Origin of the sequence: Agromyces sp. Root1464 (assembly GCF_001427265.1) — a bacterium.
In the GTDB taxonomy this organism is placed as follows: domain Bacteria; phylum Actinomycetota; class Actinomycetes; order Actinomycetales; family Microbacteriaceae; genus Agromyces; species Agromyces fucosus.
Window position 1 is genome coordinate 374,036 of record NZ_LMFU01000002.1, and the last position, 21,767, is coordinate 395,802.

The following is a 21,767-nucleotide window of genomic DNA, read 5'->3' on the forward strand; positions in this document are numbered from 1 at the left end:
GCCTCGGAAGCCGGTCGGCTCCGAGTTCAGGCGGCCTTCGCCTCGGCGAGTCCCGCCTCGATCGCGGCGATGACCGCAGGATCGTCGGGCTGCGTCGTCGGGCGGAACCGCTGCACGTCGCCGCCCGGCTGCACGACGAACTTCTCGAAGTTCCACTTCACTCGGCCGGCCTTGCCGTTGCCGTCTGCAACCGCGGTCAGCTCGGCGTACAGCGGATGCCGGTGGCGCCCGTTGACCTTCACCTTCTCCATCAACGGGAAGCTGACGCCGTACGTCATCGAGCAGAACTCCTTGATGTCATCGCTGTCACCCGGCTCCTGCCCGGCGAACTGGTTGCACGGGAAGCCGAGCACCGTGAACCCGCGATCGCCGTATTCGCGCTGCAGCGCCTCGAGCTTCTCGTACTGGGGCGTGAGGCCGCATTTCGAGGCGACGTTGACGATCATGACGACCTGATCGGCGTACTCGGCGAGTGAGGTCGGTGCGCCGTCGATGGTCGTGAGGGCGATGTCTCTGATGTCCACCGTCCGAGCCTACGTGGGGGCGCGGCATCCGACGACGCATTCACATCGAATGCGAAGTCATGGTTCCGTGCCGGCACGAAGCGCGGCAGACTCGCTCTGTGGGCATCACCGACGAAGACCTGGCGTTCCTCGATCGCGCCGTCGCACTCGCACGTGAGGCGGCCGCCGACGGTGACGGAGCGTTCGGCTCCGTGCTCGTCGACGCCGCCGGCGTCGAGCGCTTCGCCGACCGCAATCGCGAGACCACCCTCGGCGACGAGACCAGGCATCCCGAGTTCGAGATCGCGCGCTGGGCTGCGGCCAACCTGACGACGACCGAACGGGCCCGATCCACCGTGTACACGTCGGGCGAGCACTGCCCGATGTGCTCGGCCGCGCACGCATGGGTCGGCCTCGGGCGCATCGTCTACGCGGCGTCAGCGGCGCAGATCGTCCAGTGGCGAACAGAAGTCGGCATGGCGCCGTCGCCGGTGGCCGTCCTCCCGATTACGACCGTCGCGCCCGGCCTCATCGTCGACGGGCCCGCCGAGCGATTCGCGGACGAGCTCCGCTCGCTGATCGTCGGCTCGGCGACGAACGCCTGATCCGCGCTCCCACAGCCGGGAGCGACCGCCGGTGTCAGCGCTCCGCGATACGGTCGGACGGCACGGCTCGAGGTCGTGAGGTGACGAGCGGTGCGCGCACGTCGACTACCCGCATCGGGTGACGATGCACGCCCACCGAGAGGACCACCCCAGCACGATGATGGGCGTCAACCATGCCACCAGCGGGGCCGCCGCGTGGATCGCCGCGACCGGAGCCATGCCGTACCTCACGAGCGGCGCCTACCCCCTCGACCCGGTCGGCGTCATCGCGGGATCCTTCGTCTGCGCCGGTGCGGCCCTGCTGCCCGATGCCGACCATCACAGTGCCACCATCGCGCGATCGGTCCCGATCCTCGGCCGTCTCACCGCCGGCGCCGTCAACTCGGTCTCCGGCGGACATCGGCACGGCGCGCACTCGCTGATCGCGGCGGCGATCGTCGGCGTCAGCGCCTGGGGGCTGACGCTCGTGACCCTCACGACCGAGCGGCTCGGCACGTTCTCGCTCGGCACGGTGATCGGCGCCGCGGCGCTCATGTGCTTCGCACTGAAGGCCCGGGACATGGTCGAGTCGTGGCTGATCGCCTGGGTGCTCGGGGCGCTGTTCGGCGTGCTGCTCGTGACGCTCGCGCCGAGCAGCATCGCATGGTTCCCGCTCGCCGTCGTCGTCGGCTTCGTCGCCCACCTCGCGGGCGACCTCCTGACGACCGGCGGCCTGCCCGGCCTGCTCTGGCCGATCAGGCCACGGCCGCCGAGACTGCTGCGGAGGGCGCCGATCATCAGCAGCATCTGGCGATCGAACGGCTTCGTGGCGTTGCCGGTGCTCGGCGACACGGGGTCCGTTCGAGAGATCGCGTTCGGCACCGTGCTCGGGCTCTACGTGCTCGTCGGGAGCGTGCATGAGACGCTGCTCTGGTTCGGCGTCGACCTGTTCCGCTTCATCTCATGGCCGTCATTCATCTGACGCCCGTCACGGCCTGACGCTCGGACCCCGGATCGCACTCGCCGACGCTCCGAGTGCGTCCGTCGCGGATCGCCGGAACTGACGCATCGCGCGTGCCCAGTACGTCGCCGGTCTCAGTCCGCACGCCAGCAGTGCTCCGCGATGGTCGACGGCGAGCACCGTCGACGCGCCGGCGGCGACGACGCCCCATGCGAGTCCCAGGAACACCCGTCCGATCGCGGAGGTCCCGGCGAACCCCGCGCCGAGCCGGTCCACCTGGAACCGCAGGTGCTCGACCTCGTCGGTGCTGATGCGCCGCCCGATGCCACGGAGCACCGGGTCGGGAGCCGACGTCGCCAACGCGCGGAAGTACTCCATCGCCGTCGCCTCCGCGATCAGGAACAGCGCGATCTCCGTGCGCAGCCCGAGCATTCGGCGGAACCGGGTGAAGACGGCGTCCGACCAGTGGCTCGACAGCGTCGACCCGTTCAGGTGGTCGAGTCCGCGTGCGAAGAGTCGCGAGTGCTTCTGCTCCTCCTCGACCAGCAGTGCGAGGGCGCGGGTGTAGGCGGGATCGCCGGCACGCTCTGCACGCGCGAGGAGATGCACGCCATCGCCCCCTTCCCCGAGCTGGAATCGCTGGAACGAACGGATGAAGGCCCGTCGGGTGGCCTCGGGCAGGCGGCACGGAGCATCCCATCGGATTTCGGATTCCATTGCCGGATGGCGAGATCGGTTCAGCACGAAGTAGTCGACCCAGAGCGTGAATCCGAACTCCCCCGCGTCCGCCGTCGTCGTCGTGGTCCCGACGCCTTGTTGCCCACTCATCGCTGCCTCCACCTCGTCGATGCGGCGGACGTCCCGCTCGGATCGATCGTCCGGCGTGTGTCCTGTGCCCTGCCGACGATAGAAGAGCGCTGCCTCCGGCTCGATAGGCCGAAAGTCGCATTCCCTGCAGGGGCAGCGTGCACCCGTTCGAGGTACCCCTTTGGTGGGATCTTCTGCAGGCGTCGGCCGTCTCATCGTTCGAGCTCATCGCATGCCGTTACCGTTGAGCGAGGTGCTGAGGAGGAGGCCGAGTGATCGCGACGACACGACCCGACGAGCTGCTGACGATTCCCGACGAGATCCTCGAGGAGCTCCGGAGCCGTCTTCTCGCTCGAGGCAGTTCGCTCGCGAACGAACGCTCGGTCGACGGCGGCCTCGAGTTCCAGGTGCGGGCCATCGTCGCTGAGACACTCGCCGTGCTCGATGGTGCGGCCGAGCAGCCCGAGGTCTCCGTGGAGTACCACGACCTGTCCGAGCTCAGTTCGCACGGTCGGCGATCCGCAGCGATGGAGATGGACCCGGCAGAGCCGCTGATGGCCGCGGAACTGCTGTTCGCCATCGCCCTGCCGGTGATCGTCGCGCGGGTGGACGTCGCTCATCGCGGACATGAACTCGACATCGCGGGGGCGCTGCACCACGCGATCTGGCGTCGATTCCCGCCGGGCGCGATCGCGTACGTCGAAGTGCTCCGCGACAGGCTGCAACAGGCGCAGTACGACACCAGGCAGCGCATCTCCCGCGAACTCCACGACCGGATCGCCCACGGCATCGCGGCCGGGCTCCAGCGTCTCGAGATCGCGAACTCCACCAGGCCGGATGCATCGGTCACCGCGGCCATGCGGATCCTGCACGTCGCCCTCGCCGACACCCAGGACCTCGCCCTCGACCTGCGTTCGCTCGTCGGAGAGCGCCCGCTCCTCGACGCCATCGACGAATACGCCTATGCGACGGGTGGCAATGGATCGCTTCCCGTCCATGCCCGTGAGACAGGCACCCCTCGCCCGCTCACGATCCTCGCGAAGGAGGAGCTGTTCACGATCGTCATGGAGGCGACGCGCAACGCCCGAGCGCACTCGGCGAATGCGACGGCCGTCTCGGTCCGACTCGCCTGGTCGCCGACCGAGGTGACGATCACCGTGACCGATGACGGAGACGGCTACGACGCGGGGGCGACGCAGGCCACGTCGCTCGGCCTCCGGGGCATCGCCGAACGCGCCTCGCTTCTCGGCGCCTCGGTCGAGTTCCTCACCGCCCCCGGCGCCACGGGCCTGAAGCTCGCGCTCCCCTTCGTGGCATCGCGCGCCGCATGAGTGCCGAGACTCGGATCCGCATCGTCATCGCCGACGACCACGACCTCTTCCGCGACGGCATGCGTGCCATGCTCTCGGTCGGCGGAGGGATCGTCGTCGTCGGGGAAGCGTCCGACGGAGACGGCGCACTCGCGACGACCGTGGAGACGCGCCCCGACGTGCTGCTGCTCGATGTGGAGATGCCCGGCGTGCCGGTCCTGTCGACGATCGCCCGTGTTCGCGCTGAATCGCCGGGAACCCGCATCGTCATCGTCACGATGCACCGCGACCGGGTGCTCGCCGGGCACCTCCTCGCCGCGGGGGCGAGCGGATTCATCTCGAAGTCGGCGACCTCCTCGGAACTGGTCGACGCCGTCCGCAGCGCCGCAGGAGGCATCGCTCGCAGCGGCTCAGTCCCGCCTACGCCGCCACGCTCGGTGCTCTCGCATCGCGAGCGCGAGGTGCTGAAGCTGATCAGCGACGGACTCTCGAACCAGATGATCGGCCAGCGACTCTCGATCTCCATCGGAACGGTGAAGCGGCACAACACGCACATCTTCGCGAAGCTCGGCGCGAGTTCCCGCACGGACGCGGTTCGGCGTGCCCGGACCCTGGGCGAGTTCGCCGATCCACGCCCGTGATCACCCGTTCGCGGCGGATTCCGTGTCGCGCGTACGCGGACGCGCTTCGGTATGCGGCTCCTCGCGCCGTCGATGCTCGATCGGGTGTGCGAGGCGCGCAGCGACTGGGCCGTCGGCCCGTCGACGGGCACCGGCTCGGTTAGGATAGCCTCACCTCCCCGCTCGAAAAGGACTCCCCTGCATGCGAAACCGACTGATTCGAGCTGCCGTCGCACCCGTCGCGATGGCCTCATTGCTGCTCACTGGCTGCGCCGCCGCCGACGAGGGGCCTGCCGCCGACGCCACGACCGACGCCCTCGTGATCTACAACGCCCAGCACGAGCAGCTGACCGAGGAGTGGACCGCCGCGTTCACCGAGGAAACGGGCATCGAGGTGTCGCTCCGCAACGGCGGCGACAGCGAGCTGTCGAACCAGATCGTCACCGAGGGCGCCGCCTCCCCCGCCGACGTGTTCCTCACGGAGAACTCCCCCGCGATGTCGCTCGTCGAGGACGCCGGCCTGTTCGCGCCGGTGGACCCCTCGACGCTCGAACTCGTTCCCGAGCAGTACCGCCCGTCGTCGGGCGCGTGGACCGGCATCGCCGCGCGCTCCACGGTGCTCGTGTACAACCCGTCGATGATCACCGAGGCGGAACTTCCCGCATCGTTGATGGACCTGCAGGACCCGAAGTGGAAGGGCCTCTGGGGCGCAGCGCCGAGCGGTGCGGACTTCCAGGCGATCGTCTCGGCCATGCTCGCCATCGAGGGCGACGACGCGACCGGCGCATGGCTCGACGGGATGCACGAGAACGCGACCGTGTACAACAACAACATCGCCACCATGAAGGCCGTGAACGCCGGCGAGGTGCCGGTCGGCGTGATCTACCACTACTACTGGTATCGCGACCAGGACGGCACCGCGGAGAACAGCGGCAACACGAAGCTGCACTACTTCGGAAACCAGGACCCGGGCGCGTTCGTCAGCGTGTCGGGCGGCGGAGTCCTGAAGTCGAGCACTCGCATCGACGAGGCCCAGCAGTTCCTCGCCTGGCTCGCCGGCACCGAGGGCCAGACGATCCTCGGCGAGGGGTACAGCTTCGAGTACCCCGTCAGCACCGGCATCCCGGCTCGGGACCCCCTTCCCGCTCTCGATACGCTCGACGCACCCGTCGTCGACCCCTCGACGCTGAACGGCCCCGACGTGGTCGAACTGATGACCGAAGCCGGCCTGCTCTGAGCCTGACCACGACACCGAAGCCGACGGGGGCACGAGACCGCAAGCGTCCCCCCGTCGGCCTCGTCGTGTTCGCCGTGTTGTTCGCGGCTGCCGCGCTGATCCCGCTGGGATACGTGATGCTGGCGGCCTTCGACATGGGGTGGGCGCAGTTCGCCGAACTGGTGTTCCGCCCTCGCGTGGGCGAACTGCTGACCAACACGGTGCTGCTGGTGCTGCTCGGCGTCCCGTTCACGGTGATCCTCGGAGTCGGGGGCGCCTGGCTCGTCGAGCGCACGGACCTGCCCGCTCGGCGCGTGTTCGCGGTGCTGCTCGTCGTGCCGCTGACGATTCCCGCGTTCGTCGCCAGCTACGGCTGGGCGAGTGCGATTCCGTCGATCCACGGACTCGGCGGCGGCCTGCTCGTGGCGACGCTCGCATACTACCCGCTCGTGTACCTGCCCGCGCTCGCCACCCTCCGCGGGCTCGACCCCGCACTCGAGGAGTCCGCTCGTTCCCTCGGCATGAACGGATGGCGGGTCTTCATCCGCGTCGTCCTGCCCCAGTTGCGACTGGCGATGCTCGGCGGCGGCCTCGTCGTCGCGTTGCACCTCCTCGCCGAATACGGGGCGTTCGCCTTCCTTCGGTTCGAGACGTTCACGACGGCCATCGTCGTCGCCTATCAAGCGACGTTCGCCGGCCCGAACGCAGCGGCGCTCGGCGTGGTGCTCGCCGGTCTGTGCTTCGTGGTGCTGGTCATCGAAGCCGCTGCGCGCGGGCGCCTTCGATACGCCAGGGTCGGCAGCGGCACCCCGCACCCGGCATCCCGGGTCGCGTTGGGCCGCGCCACCCCGTTCGTCGTCGCCGCCCTCGTGGTGCTCGTCGGCGCTGCAGCGGCCGTACCGTTGACCAACGTCGCCCGATGGTTGTTCGCCACCGACGCCTCGGACTGGCAGCCCCTGCTGGGCGCCACCTGGCAGACCGTGATCCTCTCGGTCGCGGGCGCTCTGGCCGCGATCGTCGTGGCGTTGCCGATCGCGTGGATCTCCGCCCGTTACCCCGGGCGCACGGCTCGCGCGCTCGAGGGCACCTACTACGTGGCGAGCAGTCTCCCGGCGATCATCGTGGCGCTCGCCCTCGTGACGTTCACGCTTCGCGTCATCCCGGTGATGTACCAGACCGTGGCCACGGTCGTCGCCGCCTACGTGCTCATCTTCCTGCCCCGAGCGCTCGTGTCGGTCCGGGCCGGCATCGCGCAGATCCCCGAGAACCTCGAGGAGGTCGCGCGCTCGCTGGGCGTCTCGCCGCTCGTCGCGAAAGGGCGGGTCACGATGCCCCTGCTCGTCCCGTCCCTCGCGGCCGGTGCTGCGCTGGTCGCGCTCGGTGCCGCGAACGAACTCACCGCCACGCTCCTGCTCGCGCCGACCGGCACCCGCACGGTCGCGACCGGGTTCTGGGCCGCGGCCTCGGCGATCGACTACGCCGCGGCGGCACCGTACGCGCTCACGCTCGTCCTGCTGTCGATCCCGGCCGTGGTGCTCATGTTCGCCCAAGTCAAGGCCCGGAGGAGCGGATGACGCTGCAATTGACCGACGTATCGAAATCGTTCGGCGCGACGACCGTGCTCGAAGCCGTCGGCTTCGAGGTCGAACGCGGAACACGGCTGGCGATCGTCGGGGCATCCGGGAGCGGCAAGAGCACGCTCCTCAGGATCATCGCGGGCTTCGAGGAGCCGACGACGGGGTCGGTCGGCCTCGAGGGCCGTCGCCTCGCCGACTCGACCACGAACGTCGGCGCACATCGCCGCGGCATCGGCTACGTGGCCCAAGACGGCGCGCTGTTCCCCCATCTCACCGTGCGAGGCAACATCGCGTTCGGGCTGCGTCGATCCCCTTCCCGGGAGAAGCGGGTTCACGAGGTGATGGAACTCACCTCCCTCGATCCCGAGCTCCTCGAGCGGTACCCGCATCAGCTCTCGGGTGGACAGCAGCAGCGAGTCGCCCTCGCCCGGGCGCTCGCGCCGGCGCCGACGGTGATCCTCCTCGACGAGCCGTTCTCGGCGCTCGACACCGGCTTGCGCGCGCACACGCGTGAGGCGATGGTCGCGGCGTTGGAGCGCAGTGGCGTGACCACCATCCTCGTCACGCACGACCAGGAGGAGGCGCTGTCGTTCGGGCACCAGCTCGCCGTGATCTCCGGCGGCCGCCTGGTGCAGGCCGGCCCACCGTCGGAGGTCTTCGACGCACCGCTCAGCGCCGAGGTCGCCGAGTTCCTCGGTGCCGCACTGTTCCTGCCCGCGCGCACGACCGGTTCCGGCCAGGCGGTCTGCGCGTTCGGCGAGCTGGACGTCCGCCATGACCTGAGCAACGGCGGCCAGGCCGTGCGAGCGATGCTCCGCCCGTCGCAGCTGCACGTCGGCGAGCCCACCGGTGAGGGCGACGCCCGAGTGACGGCGGCGCGGCAGAATGGCAGCACCGTCGAGCTCGACCTCTCGCTGCACGACGGATTCGCCCTCACGCATCGGGTGCCGCTGTACGACGGGCACCGCTTCCCCGCAGGCTGCGCGGTCTCGGTGCGGGTGGACGGCGGCGTGGTGCTCTACGCGGCGGCCGCGACATCCGATCGGGCGGGCACGCGCTGACGGCCGCCTCGGAACGCGGCGATCGATCTCTCGATGACGCGGTAGCCGTACCAGGCGGCGACGCCGACCAGCAGTGACAGCACGGTGCCGAGCCAGGGTGCCGTCTGCTCCCATGCCGGGTAGACCACCCAGTGGGTCAGGTAGATGAACAGCGATGCGCCCGCGAGCAGGCGGACGACCGGCACCATCGGACGGGGCAGCCGAAGCTGCGGAGCCCAGATCAGCACCAGCAGTCCGACCACGATGACCGCTTCGCGGACCGGTTCGCCGAAGAAGCCGAACGTCGCGACGACGACCGCGGCTGAGACCGCGGCACGCTTCCACGTCGAGTTCGCCCGTGCGATGACCCAGCCGAGCGCGAGGCACCACAGCACGAGCACCGCCGAATAGCGGTCGATGCGCTCCGCCTCGATGCCAGTGACCGCGAGGCGGGCTGCGAGCGTGACGGCCAGCAGTGCGACGGCGAACGACCACGGATGGCGACGCTCGAAGCGGTCGATCGGGCGGATCGCGAACAGGAGCGCGAGCGCCGCCATCGCCCAGACCGCCGCTTCGAGGAACCAGAACTGCCACTGCTCGTTCCACGTTCCGTCGCCGGGAACGAGATTGTTCGCGAGGAGCGCGGTCGTCCAGGTGTACTTGCCGCTGATCACGGCCACGGCTGCGATCCAGAGGACGGCCGGGATCGCGACCTGCCCGGCGCTCCGCAGCAGTCGTCGCACCCTGGTCGCGCCCGGCACGTCGGCCAGCTGGAACCGCGCGAGGTTGTACCCGGCCACGGCGAGCAGGAGGTGCGCGCCGCCCTTCAGGTTGATCAGGTCGGCGTGAGTGGCGACGATGAGCACGATCGCCAGGGCGCGCAGCACGGCGGGCGTCTCGATACGGGGGAAGTTCGGCCGACGGATGCTCCGGTGCCGGGTTCCCCCTACGGCGGGATCGCTCCCGTGCGGAACGGCGACGGCTCCGGTCGCGGGGACCACGGCCGCGGCGAGGTCGCGCGCAGGTCGCGACGGCCAGTCCGCGGGGAGCCGGCCGAGCAGGCCCTCGAGTCGCAGCGAGACCTCGACGTAGCTCAGCGAATCGCCACCGAGCCCCGCGAAGCTGTCGTCGATCGTGGCCGCGGGGCATCCCAGCAGTTCGACGAACACGTCGCGAACGGTCTCGGCGGTCACCGCACCGTCGTCATGGCGCGGGGAGGCGAGCGGCTCGTCGATCTGGGCCGCGTATCGCACGAGCGCCCTGAAGTCCGGCTTGCCGCTCGAGGTGCACGGGAACTCGGCGATCGGGTGGACGCGCACGGCGTGCACGGGGATGCCGAGCAGGGCAGCGGCACGATCGCGCGCGGCTGCGACCTCGCGTTCCGCGCGGACGAAGACGAGCAGTCGCTCCCCGGCACTCGCCGTCCGGGTCTCGATGCCCGCTTCGGCCAGTAACCGCTGAACCGCATCGAGATCGACCCGCAGGCCGTACACCTTCACGAAGCGATTCATCCGACCGACGATCTCGAAGAGCCCGTCGGCTCGTTGCCGCGCCAGGTCGCCCGTGCGCAGCTCGTGCACCGTCCGTCCGAGGGCGAAGTCCTCCGGGCTCTCGGCGTAGCCGAGCATGACGTTCGGCCCCTCGTAGACGAGTTCGCCGATCTCGGCCCCCGGCTCCGCATCGATGCGGAGCCGTCCCGAGGGGATCGGCCGGCCGATGGTCCCCGCCGCCTGCTCCGCCAGCTCGGCGGGCACGTAGGCCATGCGGGCGGTCGCCTCGGTCTGCCCGTACATGACGAAGAACTCGAAGCCACGGCGCTCGCCGAGCCTCGCGAAGCGACGCACGGCCTCGGGTGCGAGACGGCCTCCGGCCTGCGTCAGGTACCGGATGCTGGGCGGCATCCCATGGACGGCCCCCGTCGTCTCGAGCAGTTCGAACGTGTACGGGACCCCGGCGAACGACGTGATCCGGCTCGAGTGCGCCTCGTCCCAGAACGCCGGCTCGGTCACCGACCGACTGGTGAGGACGATGCTCGCACCCGCCACGAGGTGACTGTTGATGACCGAGAGGCCGTAGCAGTAGTGCATGGGGAGGGTCGTGGCGGCCCGGTCGGCCGGACTGAGGTGCAGGTACTCGGCGATGGCGCGCGCGTTGCTCTCGAGGTTCTCGTGGGAGAGCCGCACCAGCTTCGGGGATCCGGTCGATCCCGAGGTGCTGACGAGGAGCGCGAGGTCGGGGCTGAACTCGTGCGCGGTGCCGATGCGGATCTCGTGCAGCACGGCTCCGTTCCCCCGCCCGGCAGCGATCACGTCGGGATCGAACCGCTCCGCCAGCGACGCACGATGGCGAACGGATGCCTCGTCGTCACCGGGAGCGACCAGGAGGATCGGATGCCCGCCCTCGAGCGCGGCCAGGTAGGTCACCACCGAGTCGACGTCGTTGGAGGCCTGCAGCATGATCAGGCGACGTGTGTCGCCGAGCATCCGCCGGCGTTCTACGACGAGACGTTCGAGCTCGCCGTAGCTGAGGGCGGCTCCATCGGCGACCAGTGCGGTGTCGTCATCGGCACCGCCGCGGAGCAAGAGCCGGGGTGCGGCGAGAGTCGTGGGCACGGCAGACGCCTCCGGACAGCCAGGGGTTGGGAATGAGGCAAGCCTACCCTCAGCAGCATGTGGCAGTACCGGACACGGCCGCCCGGCCTGCTGATGCTAGCCGGGTCACTGCCGCACTCCCAGGTTCCGCCGGCCACGACTCGCGTCCTCGGAGCGGACCAGTTCTCGGTTCGCGGGAAGATTCCGGACGGCAGGCATGTTGTCGGTGACATGGGTTGGAATGACGATGTCATCGAGAAGTTCCGCAGCAGCAAGGGCACCGAGAACTACTGGGGTCGGAAGCTGATCATTCTGCATTCGATCGGAGCGAAGTCGGGCGCGACGCACCTGAATCCCGTCGTCGGCTTCCGCAACGCGAACGGATGGCGCGTGGTGGCGTCGAAGGGCGGCACGCCGGAGAACCCCGCCTGGTACCACAACCTTCGGGCGAATCCGTCGTTCGACATCGAGGCCCTCGTCGACGGCGAGGTCGTGACGGTGCCGGTCACCGCGACAGAGATCCCGGCCGACCAGTGGCACGAGGCATACAACGCGATCGTGGCCGAGGAATCGCAGTTCGGCGACTACCTCGAGAAGACCGATCGCCGGATCCCCGTCCTCCAGCTGACCCCGCGAACGGACTGATCCGACGCCGATTCGTCGCTCACTCGTTCGTCCAGGAGCGGCTGATGAGGGTCACCGCGAGGTCCGCGGCCTCGCCGATCGGGAGCTCGATCGACACGACGTGGCCTCCCTCGTCAGCCTCGAGACACTCGAGCGTGGCAAGCTGCGAAGCGAGCATCGTGGCCGGCATGAAGTGCCCGGCCCGTTGCCCGATCCGTTCGGCGAGCCGTGCCTCGCTGCCGTGCAGGTGCACGAACGCGAGGTCCGTGCCGCTGTCCCGGCGCAGAGCATCGCGGTAGGAGCGTCGCAGCGCCGAGCACGCGACGACGACCGCGTGGCCCGCAGCATCCGCGTCTGTGATGCTCGCCGCGACCCGGGCGAGCCACGGCCGACGGTCGTCGTCGGTGAGCGGGACGCCGGATGCCATCCGCGCCCTGGCATCGGGCGAGTGCAGGTGGTCGGCTTCGATGAAGACCGCACCGAGTCGTTCGGCGAGAGCGGCGGCGAGGGTCGACTTCCCCGAACCGGCCACTCCCATCACCACGATGGCGACCTGTTCGCCGTGCAGCCTCGCCATGGTCACCAGTCGTGGACGGTGCCGTCGAGGAGGCGGTTGTACGGCAGGTAGGCCTGCGCGTACGGGTACTTCCCCGCTTCGTCCACGTCGAGTTCGACGCCGAGGCCCGGCTTGTCGCCGGGATGCAGGTAGCCGTCGTTCCACGTGAAGGACTGCTCGAAGACCTGGTCGGTCTTCGAGCCGTGCCGCATGTACTCCTGGATGCCGAAGTTGTGGATCGACAGACCGAGGTGCATCGCCGCCGCCATGCCGACCGGGGAGATGTCGGTCGGGCCGTGCATGCCCGACTTGATCTGGTACATCGCCGCATAGTCGAGCGTCTTCTTGAGCGGTGAGATGCCGCCCATGTGGGTGACGGCACCGCGCACGTAGTCGATGAGCTGGTCGCGGATGATGTCCTTGAAGTCCCACACCGTGTTGAAGATCTCGCCGATCGCGAGGGGCGTCGTGGTGTGCTGGCGCACGAGTCGAAGCGCCTCCTGGTTCTCCGCCGGGGTGCAGTCCTCGAGCCAGAACAGGTCGTACGGTTCGAGGTCCTTGCCGAGTCGGGCGGCCTGGATCGGCGTCATGCGGTGATGACCGTCGTGCAGCAGCGGGATGTCCGGACCGAACTCGTTCCGGACCGCCTCGAACACGCCGGGCAGGTGGTTCAGGTAGGCGCGGGTGTCCCAGTCCTCCTCGACCGGCTTGGCTCCGCGGCGCGCCGGTTCGTGGTCGTAGCGCACGGTCGCGTCGCCGACATCGGCGCCCTGCGCCGCGATGCCGTAGATCGCCTTCAGCGTCGGCACGCCGGTCTGCACCCGGATCGCGCGATAGCCCTGCTCCTGGTGCGAGCGGATGGAGTCGAACAGTTCGGGGAGTTCCTTGCCGGAGGCGTGCCCGTACGCCATGAGTCCGTTGCGCGACGCACCGCCGAGCAACTGGTACACCGGCATTCCGGCGGCCTTGCCCTTGATGTCCCAGAGCGCCATGTCGACCGCCGCGATCGCGGCCATGGTGACGGGTCCGCGCCGCCAGTACGCCGACCGGTAGAGGAACTGCCAGGTGTCCTCGATCCTCGACGCATCCGCCCCGATGAGCAGCGGCACGACGTGCTCGGTCAGGTAGGCGACTACGGCGAGTTCGCGGCCGTTCAGCGTGGCATCGCCGAGGCCGGTCAGGCCGTCGTCGGTCGTCAGCTTGAGGGTGACGAAGTTGCGGTCGGGACTGGTGACGACGACCTCGGCCTTGTCGATGATCATGTTGGGCTCGTTCCGTGGGTTTCGTGGTTCAGCAGGGGAAGGGATGCGAGAGTGCCGGATGCGCCGAGCGCGCTGATTGCGGCCGCGACACGTGTCGCGAACAGCTCGTCGGCGGCCAGCCGTTCGTCGAGCGCGCAGAGCAGGGCACGGCGAGCGGATGCGTCGAGCGGTCCCACCGCCGTCGAGTCGATGCCGACCGGGGCCGGGACGACGCCGTGGCCGACGCCGAGCATCCATGCTGCGAGAGCAGTCGCGCAACCGTCGGCGGTGCGGCCGGCATCCCGCTCACCGAGCGCGACGGGAACGATGCGGAGTCGGACCTTCGTCGTCGAGTCCTGCGCGATCTGCGCCAGGTGATGCTCGATCCGCGGATTGCGGAACCGCTCGAGCAGCGAGGCCCGGTAGGGGGCGAGATCGAGGCCGGGCAGCTGCCGAGCGTCGTCGTCCCAGAGCGCATCCACGATCCGAAGGCAGACCGGATCGTCGATCGCGCTGCTGACGAGCGCATGCCCGCGAACCTGCCCGACCGCGGCCAGCACGGTGTGCGCACCGTTCAGCATCCAGAGCTTGCGGTTCTCCCACGGCTCGAGGTCGTCCACGAAGCGGGCGCCGGCCGACTCCCAGTCGGGGCGGCCCGCCGGGAACCGCCCGGAGAGCACCCAGTCGGCGAACGGCTCGGTGACGACCGGCGCGGCGTCGCGCCATCCGGTCGCCTCACGCACGTTGGCGGATTCGGCGTCGACGTCGATCGCAGGGGTGATCCGATCGACCGAGGTCGACACGACGGACACCGACTGGGCGAGCCAGGCCGCCAGGTCGGGTGAGGCCCGCCCCGCGAGATCGGCCACGGCGCGCTGCAGGAGGCCGCCGTTGTCGGGGAGGTTGTCGCACGAGACGAGCGCGATCGGGCCTGCACCGGCTCTGCGGCGCGCATCGAGGGCGAGCAGGATTCGGCCGAGCGCGGTCACCGGCGCTGCGTTCGCGGTGACCGCATCCGAGCCGTCCGAAGGGCCCGCCGCGAGCGCGACCCGAAGGAGCTCCAGGTCGGATGCCACGTCTGGATCGGCCAGGTCCGGGGTGCCGTCGGCGGCGAGTCGGTATCCCGCCTCGGTGATCGTGAGCGTGAGGATGGCGATCTGCGGGTCGGCGACCGCCGCGACGAACGCGGCGACATCGTCGCCCGCCTCCACCCGGACGATGCTCGGCACGACCTCGAACCGGTCGGCATCGGCGCCGCGCTCCACGAGTGTGTACAGGCCGTCCTGCGGGTCGAGCCGCTCGGCCAGGTCGCGGCTGCGCCCGGTGAATGCGACGATGCCCCACCGATCTGCGTCGGAGGCACGCGCGGTGTACCAGGCCTCGTGCGCGCGGTGGAACGCGCCGAGGCCGAGGTGCACGATCCGCTCCGGCGGCGTCGGCAGGTGCGCCGCTGCCCGGGACAGCCGGACTGCGGTCCGTTCGGCTGCGGCCGGGCTGAGCTCGTTGGCTGCGCCGCTCACAATTTGAACACCTCACGTGGGATCGCGCCGACGAGGTCGTCCATGATGCGCTGCGCGGCGTCGAGTCGCACCCGGCCCTCCGCGACGAGCCGGGCCAGGAAGCCGGCGTCGACGCGCCTGGCGGTGTCGTGGCGTGCAGGGATCGAGAGCAGCGCGCGGGTGTCGTCGATGAATCCGCTGCCACGATAGAACCCTGCCGTCTCGGTCACTGCCGACCGGTGGCGCGCGATCGCGTCCGGCGCGTCGAGGAACCACCACGGCGCCCCGAGGTAGACCGAGGGGTAGAACCCGGCCAGCGGGGCGAGTTCGCGCGAATACGCGGTCTCGTCGACGGCGAACAGCACGAGGTGGAAGTCCCGTTCCAGGCCGTACTTCTCCAGCAGCGGTCGGATGCCGCGGGTGAACTCCGTCGCGACCGGGATGTCATGTCCGGTGTCCGGTCCGAACCGGTCGAGGGTCGCCGACGAATGGTTCCGAGCGACGCCTGGATGAATCGTCATGACGAGGCCGTCGTCGACGCTCATCCGCGCCATCTGCACGAGCATGTGGCCGCGGAACGCACGCCGTTCAGCACCGTCCGCGGTGCCCGCGATGACGGCTTGGAACAGTCGCTCCGCCTCCCCCAGGTCGAGGTCGAGCGTGAACAGTTCCTCGACGCCGTGATCGGCCGAGACTGCGCCGTGCCGGATGAAGTGCGCGCGCCGCTCCTCGAGTGCGCCGATGTAGCCGGCGAAATCGCCTGGTCGACCGGTCGAGGAGAGGAGCCGCTCGACATTGCCCGCGAACCCGATCACGTCGGGATCGAGATATCGATCGGGCCGGAACGTCGGGGCCACCCGGCCCTTCAGGTTCGAAGCCGCAAGGGCGGCATGCGCCTGGAGTTCATCCAGCGGGTCATCCGTCGTCGCGAGGAATTCGATCGCGAACCGCTCGAACAGCGCCCGCGGGCGGAACCCGGGGCGTGACAACGCGGCCGCGATCTGATCGAAGATGGCATCGGCCGAGTCAGGGCCGAGCGGTGTGGTGATGCCGAAGACGCCGTCGAGCTCCTCCTCGATCCAGTACCCCGATGCGGTGCCCGCGAAGCGGTGCCAGTGCGCGGCGAGCGTGCGCCAGACCGTGCGTGCGTCACGCCCGGCCGACGCATCAACGACGAGATCGGCCAGATCGACGCCCGCGGCGTGCAGCAGGCGGGTCACGTAGTGGTCGCCGGTGACGAGCAGCGCCACCGGGTCGATGTACGGCTCGTCGCGGAGCAGCAGCGACGGCGGCACGTGCCCGTGCGGGGAGATGATCGGTGCATCAGCGACGCGTTCGTACAGGTCGAGCGCGATCGCCCGCGTCGACGGCTCGACCGGCAGCAGGCGTGCGGAGTCCCGGTGCACCTGGATCACTTGGCGATGAGGTTCAGCCGGGAGTTCAACGCCGCCACCGCCTCGATGGGCACGCCGCCTGCCTGGCGGATGAGGTTCTCCACGCTCATCCGGTCGACGATCGCCTGCATCGCCGGCGGGATCTCGACGCCCTGGCCGACCTCGCCGCGGCTGGTCGACACCGCCTCGAGTACCGAGGCGATGACGCGGGCACCGTCCTCGGACTGCTTGATGTCGGCGAGCGAATCGCGGACGGAGAAGAAGCCGGCAGGGCTCGGCAGTTCGGCCTCGTCGAACCAGTTGGCGATGGTCGTGGTGGGCATGACGCTCGCCGCGGAGACTTCGTCCACCTTGCGCAGCGCGATGGTGTCGGAGAGCCCGCCCGACCTCGCGGTGATCTCGTGCTCGCCCGACAAGGGCACGTTGAAGCGGAACGCCCGGATGCCCGAGACGGTGCCGACTTCGACGCCGTCCACCGACAGTGCGACCTCGCCCTGGTTGGAGTACACGATCACCTCGGTCGCATCCTCAGCTCGTTCGGCCCGCCGTCGACCGGCGATGTGCACGAAGGGCTCGCTCGACCAAGCGGCCTTGTAGAGGTAGAAAGCGTCCTTCCTCACCGTGCGGTCGAAGGACACCAGCCCCTTCTGGTTCCGTCCGGCTTGCCCTCCCTCATCACGGCCGGCGGATCCGAAGTCCGCGAGGTTCCAGACGTGGGTGGCCCACAGCCACGGCCGCTCGTCGATCATCGCGAGCATGTGCTCGTGATACAGCGCCTGGTATCCCTCGGTGTAGTCGCCCTTCTCTGGCGCGGCCGACTGGTACTGCACGTTCGCGTCCGCTCCGTACTCGGCGAGGCCGATCGCGATCTCCGGGAAGGCCGCATGGAAGTCGTCGAGCCAGGTGTCGTTGTCGCCGACCTCACCCACGTACCAGCCGAAGTAGAGGTTGTACGACATGACGTCGGGGAGCCCGACCAGCGGGTGATCGGTCTCGAGCAGGAACAGGTTCGCCATCGCGGTCAACCGGGTGGGGTCGAGTTCGTGGGCGAGGTTGTTCAGCTCCCGATGCGCGGCGAGCACGTCCTCGCCCGATCCGGCGAGGGTGATCTCGTTCGAGAGGCCCCAGCTGATGATGCTCGCGTGGTGGCGGTTCTGCACGATCAGCTCGGTGAGCTGGTCACGGGCGTTCTCGGTCGCGCCGGGGAGGAAGACGGTGATCTGCGGGATCTCAGCCCAGACCACCAGCCCCGCCTCGTCGCACAGGTCGTAGAACCGCTGATCGTGCTGGTAGTGCGCGAGCCGCACGGTGGTCGCACCGAGCTCCTTCAGCAGCCCCAGGTCCTCCTGTTTCATCTCCTCGGTGATCACATTGCCGACGCCCTCGCGATCCTGGTGGCGCGAGACGCCGCGCAGCGGGTACTCCTCGCCGTTCAGGAGGAAGCCCCGCTGCGGGTCCACCGCGAACTCCCGGCAACCGAAACGCAGTTCGACCGCGTCGAGCACCGTGCCGCCCGCGAGCAGCTCGGCACGAGCGGCGTAGAGGTGCGGGTCCCGAAGACCGTGCCAGCGGCGCACATGCTCGATGGAGACGCTGGCGTTCGCCTCGCCGTCGACGACGGGGACGATGAGGTCGGCCTCCCCGTCGACGGTGAAGCGCACACCCGTGGCGACACCGGTGGCCGGGTCCGCCACACCGGCACGGAGCGCCACCTCAGCCCGGTCGCCGTCGAGCTTCGGGGTGATGGTCAGGCCAGGGCCGCCGTGCTCGGAGAGCGTGAAGTGCTCGCGACCGACGGTGATGAGGTGAACGTCGCGGTAGATGCCGCCGTAGAACGTGAAGTCCGCCTGCTGCGGATACACCCGCTCGTTCGCGGCGTTGTCCACGATCACGAGCAGGGTCGCCGCGCCGTCGGCGAGCCCCTCGGTCAGATTCACCCGGAAGGTCGAGTAGCCGCCGTCGTGTCGGGCGAGCAGTAGCCCGCCCAGGTAGACCTCGGCGGACGAGTTCACGCCCGCGAACTCCACCCAGGTCTCGACGTCGCCCGTTCCTGCGCTGACGAGTCGCGCGTACGTCGACCGCCCGCGACGATACTCGCCGCCGGCCTGCCCGTCGACCGCGTTCCAGGTGTGGGGCAGGGCGACCTGCTCCCCCGCCGCGGCGACGTCCTCCCACCCCGCGGTCGACGGGAGCTCGACAGGCGCGAACGCCCATCCGGTGAGGAGCGGCTCCACCCGTCGGGAGGCGGAAGCGGCAGTCGACGTCATGGGGATCTCCTTCGGCGAGATGGCACCGGCGCGCGCCGGGGGCACCACTACGGTACGAATACCCTCGCGGGGAGAGATAGAATCGATTACGCATGTTCAGCACCGATTCGGCACAGATTGCACGGCTCGACGAAGGGTCCAACACATGACGACGACGTCGGAGACCGAGGCCGAGAGGCCGCTCGAGGCGGTCAGCGGCGTGCTCGCCGAAGTGCTCAGTTGCCCCGTGGTCGTCACGACCGATATCGCAGCCACCCTCGAAGCCTTCGAGGCCGCGCACTGCCTCGACCCCCGCATCCAGCCGGCCTTCACCGCCACGACGCTCCGGGGGTTCGTGCGGGACATGGCTCCGCAGATCGTCCATGAGATCCTCGAACCGCTCGGGATGGCCATGGTCATGGTGCGCTGGGATGACCGGTTGCTGCTCATCGGCCCGTACACGCACGAACCGATGCATCCCGGAGTGGCGGAGGAGGCGATGAGCCGGCTCGGCATCCCCAGTGCACACCTGCCCGTGTACAAGCTCTACCGCACCCGGTACGCCATCGTGGACGCTGAGCACGCGCACCGAGCAGCCGCAGCGCTGCTGCACGCAGCCGGGAGCGAAGATCTGCTGGGCGGCCTCCATCAGGTCGAGGCGGAGGGTGGGACGATCGCGCCGGGGTACGGGGAGGCACCGCAGTCCGCGTCGTTCACGGTGATCGAGGAACGGTATCGGCTGGAGCGCGATTTCATGGACGCGGTCGCCGACGGCGACGCAGACCAGGCGCTCGGCGCCCTGCAACGACTCGCGGGCATGCCGCAGACGATCAGTTACCTGAACACCCCATTCCTCGGCACGACGATCCTGCGGATCATGGCACGGGTCGCGGCTCAGCGCGGCGGCCTGCCACCGGCCACCATCGACGCGATCTCCCAGGAGTACGCGCAGCGCCTGCACCGGATCGGCCATTCCGTCGATGCGCGACGCACCGTCGGCTTCACCGCGCAGATGGTCACCGATTTCTGCCGGCATGTGCGCCGCCACCGGCAGCGCAGCTACTCCCAGCTGGTTCGGCAGGTGACCGACGAGATCGACCTGCATCTCAGCCATCATGTCTCGACGACGGAGCTCGCGGAGCGTCTCGGGGTGTCGGCATCCACGCTCGCACGGCGATTCAAGACCGAGACGGGGCTCACCGTCGCCGCCTACACCGCCCACGCTCGAGCCGAGCGTGCAGCAAGGCTGCTCGCCACGACCTCGCAGAGCGTTCGCGAGATCGCGCTCTTCGTGGGCTACGACGACCCGAACTACTTCGTCAAGGTGTTCCGTGCCGCGCACGGCATGACCCCGTCGGCCTATCGCGGCGCTCACGCCGAATGACGCGCGGGCCGAGACTGCGGCGCGTGATCCCCGAGGCCGCGGTTCTCGCACCCGCGACCCCGGTGAGCGGCGAGGTCAGACGGCGACGTCCGCGAGTTCCGTCGACGCGAGCGATCCCTTGCGCTCTGCAACGCGCTTCTGCACGTCGATCATCTCGGTACGGGTGAGCTTGTAGCCGCGCATCGCGACCAGGGTGCACGCCCAGCCGAGGATCGGAAGGCCGAAGAACAGCACCAGGCTCATCACCAGGATCGGAGTGGTCGGGCTGTCCGTCGGCTGGGGCATGACCGTGGTGAATCCGATCAGCGCAACGGCTCCGAGGGCGAGCGTCGCTCCGAGCGACGAGATGATCTGGTCGACGATGTTGTACGTGGCGGTCACCGTTGCCGGCAGGTACTTGCCGGTGCGGTCCAGTTCGTAGTCGATGACGTCCGCACGCATCGTGCCAGACGCGACGGTGACCACCATCGATGCCCCGTTCAGCAGCAGGTAGACGAGGAAGAAGGCGATCGTGAGCGGGAGGCTGGCGAGGATCGACCCCATGTCGACGGACAGGCAGAACACGGTCAGGACGACGGCCAGCACGAGGCAGATCCAGGTCCAGGTCACGGTCGCGGCTTTCGAGCCGTACTTCCCGGTGTACCGGGCGCCGAAGATCGCGAACACGATGCCCGGGAGGATCGCGATCAGGCCGAGAACCGAGCCGAGCTGCATGTTGCCGAGCAGGATGCCCCACATGAGCGTGGCGATCACCGCCTGCGATTTCACGACCTGGGCGAGCTTGTCGGATGCCCCGCTGATGAGGTAGCGCTGGAACGGCCCGTTCTTCGTCAGCAGGTTCCACATGTCGCGCATCGAGACGTCGGCCTTCGCGCGCGCATCGGTGAGGTGGGCGAAGTTCTCGGGCTTGTCGATCCGGGTCACGCCGATGCAGGCGAGGATCTGGAACACCAGCGAGCACGCCACGAAGGTGATCGCGGTCTCGCTGAGCATCTCCACGGTGAACCGGTTGCCGTGCCTCGGGAGGAACACGACCGTCGACACGATGGAGAAGATCGCGGGGACGAAGTACGCGTAGACCGTGGACCAGACCTGCACGGTCGGTCGCTGTCGGGGGTCGTTCGTGAGCACCGGTCCGGTCATCTGGCCGGCGATGTCGTTCATCGATGAGCCGACGATGTACACGAGGTAGATCGCGATGAAGAACACCGCGCCGAGCCCGGTGTCTGGGGCCCAGACGAACAGCATGAGGATCGCGAGCGATCGGATCAGCCAGCCGCCGAGCATGAAGAAGCGGAGCTTGCCGAACGGGAAGGTCACCCGCTCGATGATGAGCGCGAGCACCGGGTCGATCAGGCCGTCGAAGACGCGCGTGACCGTGAGGATGATGCCCGCCGCCGCCACCGCGATGCCGTAGCCCGCGTTCTGCACGTAGCTCATGAGGCCGACCAGCGTGTAGAAGATCATCGCCGAGCCGTTGTTCATCTGGGAGAGCGCGATCTCCCAGGTTCGGGCACGGCGGTAGGACACGCCGTCTGCCTCGCTGGCCGTCTGCTTCGGGTTACGCGCCATTGCGTTTGCTCCTTCGGATTCCGCTCCGGTGGCCGACGGTCG

Annotated in this window: 18 protein-coding genes; 9 read left to right on the forward strand and 9 right to left on the reverse strand. The window is 69.2% G+C overall.

Translation table 11 applies throughout. The annotated features are described in order from the left end of the window. Positions 1 to 26: 26 nt before the first annotated feature. Positions 27 to 524: a glutathione peroxidase gene (locus ASD23_RS07610; RefSeq protein ID WP_056008957.1), complete on the reverse strand. Its 498-nt coding sequence runs from the start codon at positions 522 to 524 to the stop codon at positions 27 to 29. Between the two features lie 98 nt (positions 525 to 622). Between ASD23_RS07610 and ASD23_RS07615 the strand changes: the two genes are divergently transcribed. Together ASD23_RS07615 and ASD23_RS07620 are read left to right on the forward strand one after the other, a co-directional pair. Further along, positions 623 to 1,108 (forward strand): nucleoside deaminase, encoded by a 486-nt coding sequence (locus tag ASD23_RS07615; RefSeq protein ID WP_235507680.1) that lies wholly within the window; start codon positions 623 to 625, stop codon positions 1,106 to 1,108. A 124-nt stretch (positions 1,109 to 1,232) separates the two neighbouring features. After that, on the forward strand, positions 1,233 to 2,069 hold the full coding sequence (locus ASD23_RS07620) for a metal-dependent hydrolase (protein ID WP_157377042.1): 837 nt from the start codon (positions 1,233 to 1,235) through the stop codon (positions 2,067 to 2,069). Positions 2,070 to 2,075: 6 nt separating this feature from the next. On the opposite strand, the gene ASD23_RS07625 is transcribed toward ASD23_RS07620, so the two are convergent. Continuing rightward, the gene (locus ASD23_RS07625; RefSeq protein ID WP_157377043.1) at positions 2,076 to 2,657 is read right to left on the reverse strand and encodes a ferritin-like domain-containing protein; all 582 of its coding nucleotides are present in this window, start codon (positions 2,655 to 2,657) and stop codon (positions 2,076 to 2,078) included. A 470-nt stretch (positions 2,658 to 3,127) separates the two neighbouring features. Here ASD23_RS07625 and ASD23_RS07630 point away from each other — a divergent pair, with 470 nt between their 5' ends. From ASD23_RS07630 to ASD23_RS07650, 5 genes are all read left to right on the forward strand, one after another. Beyond that, on the forward strand, positions 3,128 to 4,186 hold the full coding sequence (locus ASD23_RS07630; RefSeq protein WP_056008967.1) for a sensor histidine kinase: 1,059 nt from the start codon (positions 3,128 to 3,130) through the stop codon (positions 4,184 to 4,186). Continuing rightward, positions 4,183 to 4,806 (forward strand): response regulator, encoded by a 624-nt coding sequence (locus ASD23_RS07635; RefSeq protein WP_056008971.1) that lies wholly within the window; start codon positions 4,183 to 4,185, stop codon positions 4,804 to 4,806. The genes ASD23_RS07630 and ASD23_RS07635 overlap by 4 nt, the downstream gene beginning before the upstream one ends. Positions 4,807 to 4,987: 181 nt before the next feature. After that, the gene (locus tag ASD23_RS07640) at positions 4,988 to 6,022 is read left to right on the forward strand and encodes an iron ABC transporter substrate-binding protein (RefSeq protein ID WP_056008974.1); all 1,035 of its coding nucleotides are present in this window, start codon (positions 4,988 to 4,990) and stop codon (positions 6,020 to 6,022) included. Positions 6,023 to 6,087: 65 nt separating this feature from the next. Then, positions 6,088 to 7,575, forward strand: a complete 1,488-nt coding sequence (locus ASD23_RS07645; protein WP_235507681.1) for an ABC transporter permease — start codon at positions 6,088 to 6,090, stop codon at positions 7,573 to 7,575. Then, positions 7,572 to 8,639 carry an ABC transporter ATP-binding protein gene (locus tag ASD23_RS07650; RefSeq protein WP_056008977.1) on the forward strand — a complete coding sequence of 356 codons (1,068 nt, stop codon included), beginning with the start codon at positions 7,572 to 7,574 and terminating at the stop codon, positions 8,637 to 8,639. Before ASD23_RS07645 ends, ASD23_RS07650 begins: the two co-directional genes overlap by 4 nt. On the opposite strand, the gene ASD23_RS07655 is transcribed toward ASD23_RS07650, so the two are convergent. Further along, positions 8,597 to 11,230, reverse strand: coding sequence for an AMP-binding protein (locus ASD23_RS07655; protein WP_056008980.1), 2,634 nt, complete (start codon positions 11,228 to 11,230; stop codon positions 8,597 to 8,599). The two genes, ASD23_RS07650 and ASD23_RS07655, sit on opposite strands and share 43 nt — an antisense overlap. Positions 11,231 to 11,440: 210 nt before the next feature. On the opposite strand from ASD23_RS07655, the gene ASD23_RS07660 reads away from it, so the two are divergent. Further along, positions 11,441 to 11,854: a nitroreductase/quinone reductase family protein gene (locus ASD23_RS07660; protein ID WP_056008983.1), complete on the forward strand. Its 414-nt coding sequence runs from the start codon at positions 11,441 to 11,443 to the stop codon at positions 11,852 to 11,854. Between the two features lie 19 nt (positions 11,855 to 11,873). Here ASD23_RS07660 and ASD23_RS07665 read toward each other — a convergent pair whose 3' ends face one another. Genes ASD23_RS07665 through ASD23_RS07685 form a run of 5 tightly spaced genes read right to left on the reverse strand, consistent with a single transcriptional unit; the run spans position 11,874 to position 18,790 of the window. After that, on the reverse strand, positions 11,874 to 12,410 hold the full coding sequence (locus tag ASD23_RS07665; RefSeq protein ID WP_056008986.1) for a gluconokinase: 537 nt from the start codon (positions 12,408 to 12,410) through the stop codon (positions 11,874 to 11,876). A gap of 2 nt (positions 12,411 to 12,412) precedes the next feature. Next, the gene (gene manD, locus ASD23_RS07670; protein WP_056008988.1) at positions 12,413 to 13,651 is read right to left on the reverse strand and encodes a D-mannonate dehydratase ManD; all 1,239 of its coding nucleotides are present in this window, start codon (positions 13,649 to 13,651) and stop codon (positions 12,413 to 12,415) included. Further along, positions 13,648 to 15,150 (reverse strand): mannitol dehydrogenase family protein, encoded by a 1,503-nt coding sequence (locus tag ASD23_RS07675; RefSeq protein ID WP_056008990.1) that lies wholly within the window; start codon positions 15,148 to 15,150, stop codon positions 13,648 to 13,650. Before ASD23_RS07675 ends, manD begins: the two co-directional genes overlap by 4 nt. Then, on the reverse strand, positions 15,147 to 16,544 hold the full coding sequence (uxaC, locus tag ASD23_RS07680; protein ID WP_056008993.1) for a glucuronate isomerase: 1,398 nt from the start codon (positions 16,542 to 16,544) through the stop codon (positions 15,147 to 15,149). The genes ASD23_RS07675 and uxaC overlap by 4 nt, the downstream gene beginning before the upstream one ends. Further along, positions 16,541 to 18,790, reverse strand: coding sequence for a glycoside hydrolase family 2 protein (locus tag ASD23_RS07685; RefSeq protein WP_082571519.1), 2,250 nt, complete (start codon positions 18,788 to 18,790; stop codon positions 16,541 to 16,543). The genes uxaC and ASD23_RS07685 overlap by 4 nt, the downstream gene beginning before the upstream one ends. Between ASD23_RS07685 and ASD23_RS07690 the strand changes: the two genes are divergently transcribed. Further along, the gene (locus ASD23_RS07690; RefSeq protein ID WP_082571301.1) at positions 18,789 to 20,153 is read left to right on the forward strand and encodes a helix-turn-helix transcriptional regulator; all 1,365 of its coding nucleotides are present in this window, start codon (positions 18,789 to 18,791) and stop codon (positions 20,151 to 20,153) included. The genes ASD23_RS07685 and ASD23_RS07690 overlap by 2 nt on opposite strands. 75 nt (positions 20,154 to 20,228) lie before the next feature. Here the strand turns inward: ASD23_RS07690 and ASD23_RS07695 are convergent, their stop codons facing one another. Continuing rightward, positions 20,229 to 21,725: an MFS transporter gene (locus ASD23_RS07695; RefSeq protein ID WP_056008999.1), complete on the reverse strand. Its 1,497-nt coding sequence runs from the start codon at positions 21,723 to 21,725 to the stop codon at positions 20,229 to 20,231. Between the last annotated feature and the right edge of the window lie 42 nt (positions 21,726 to 21,767).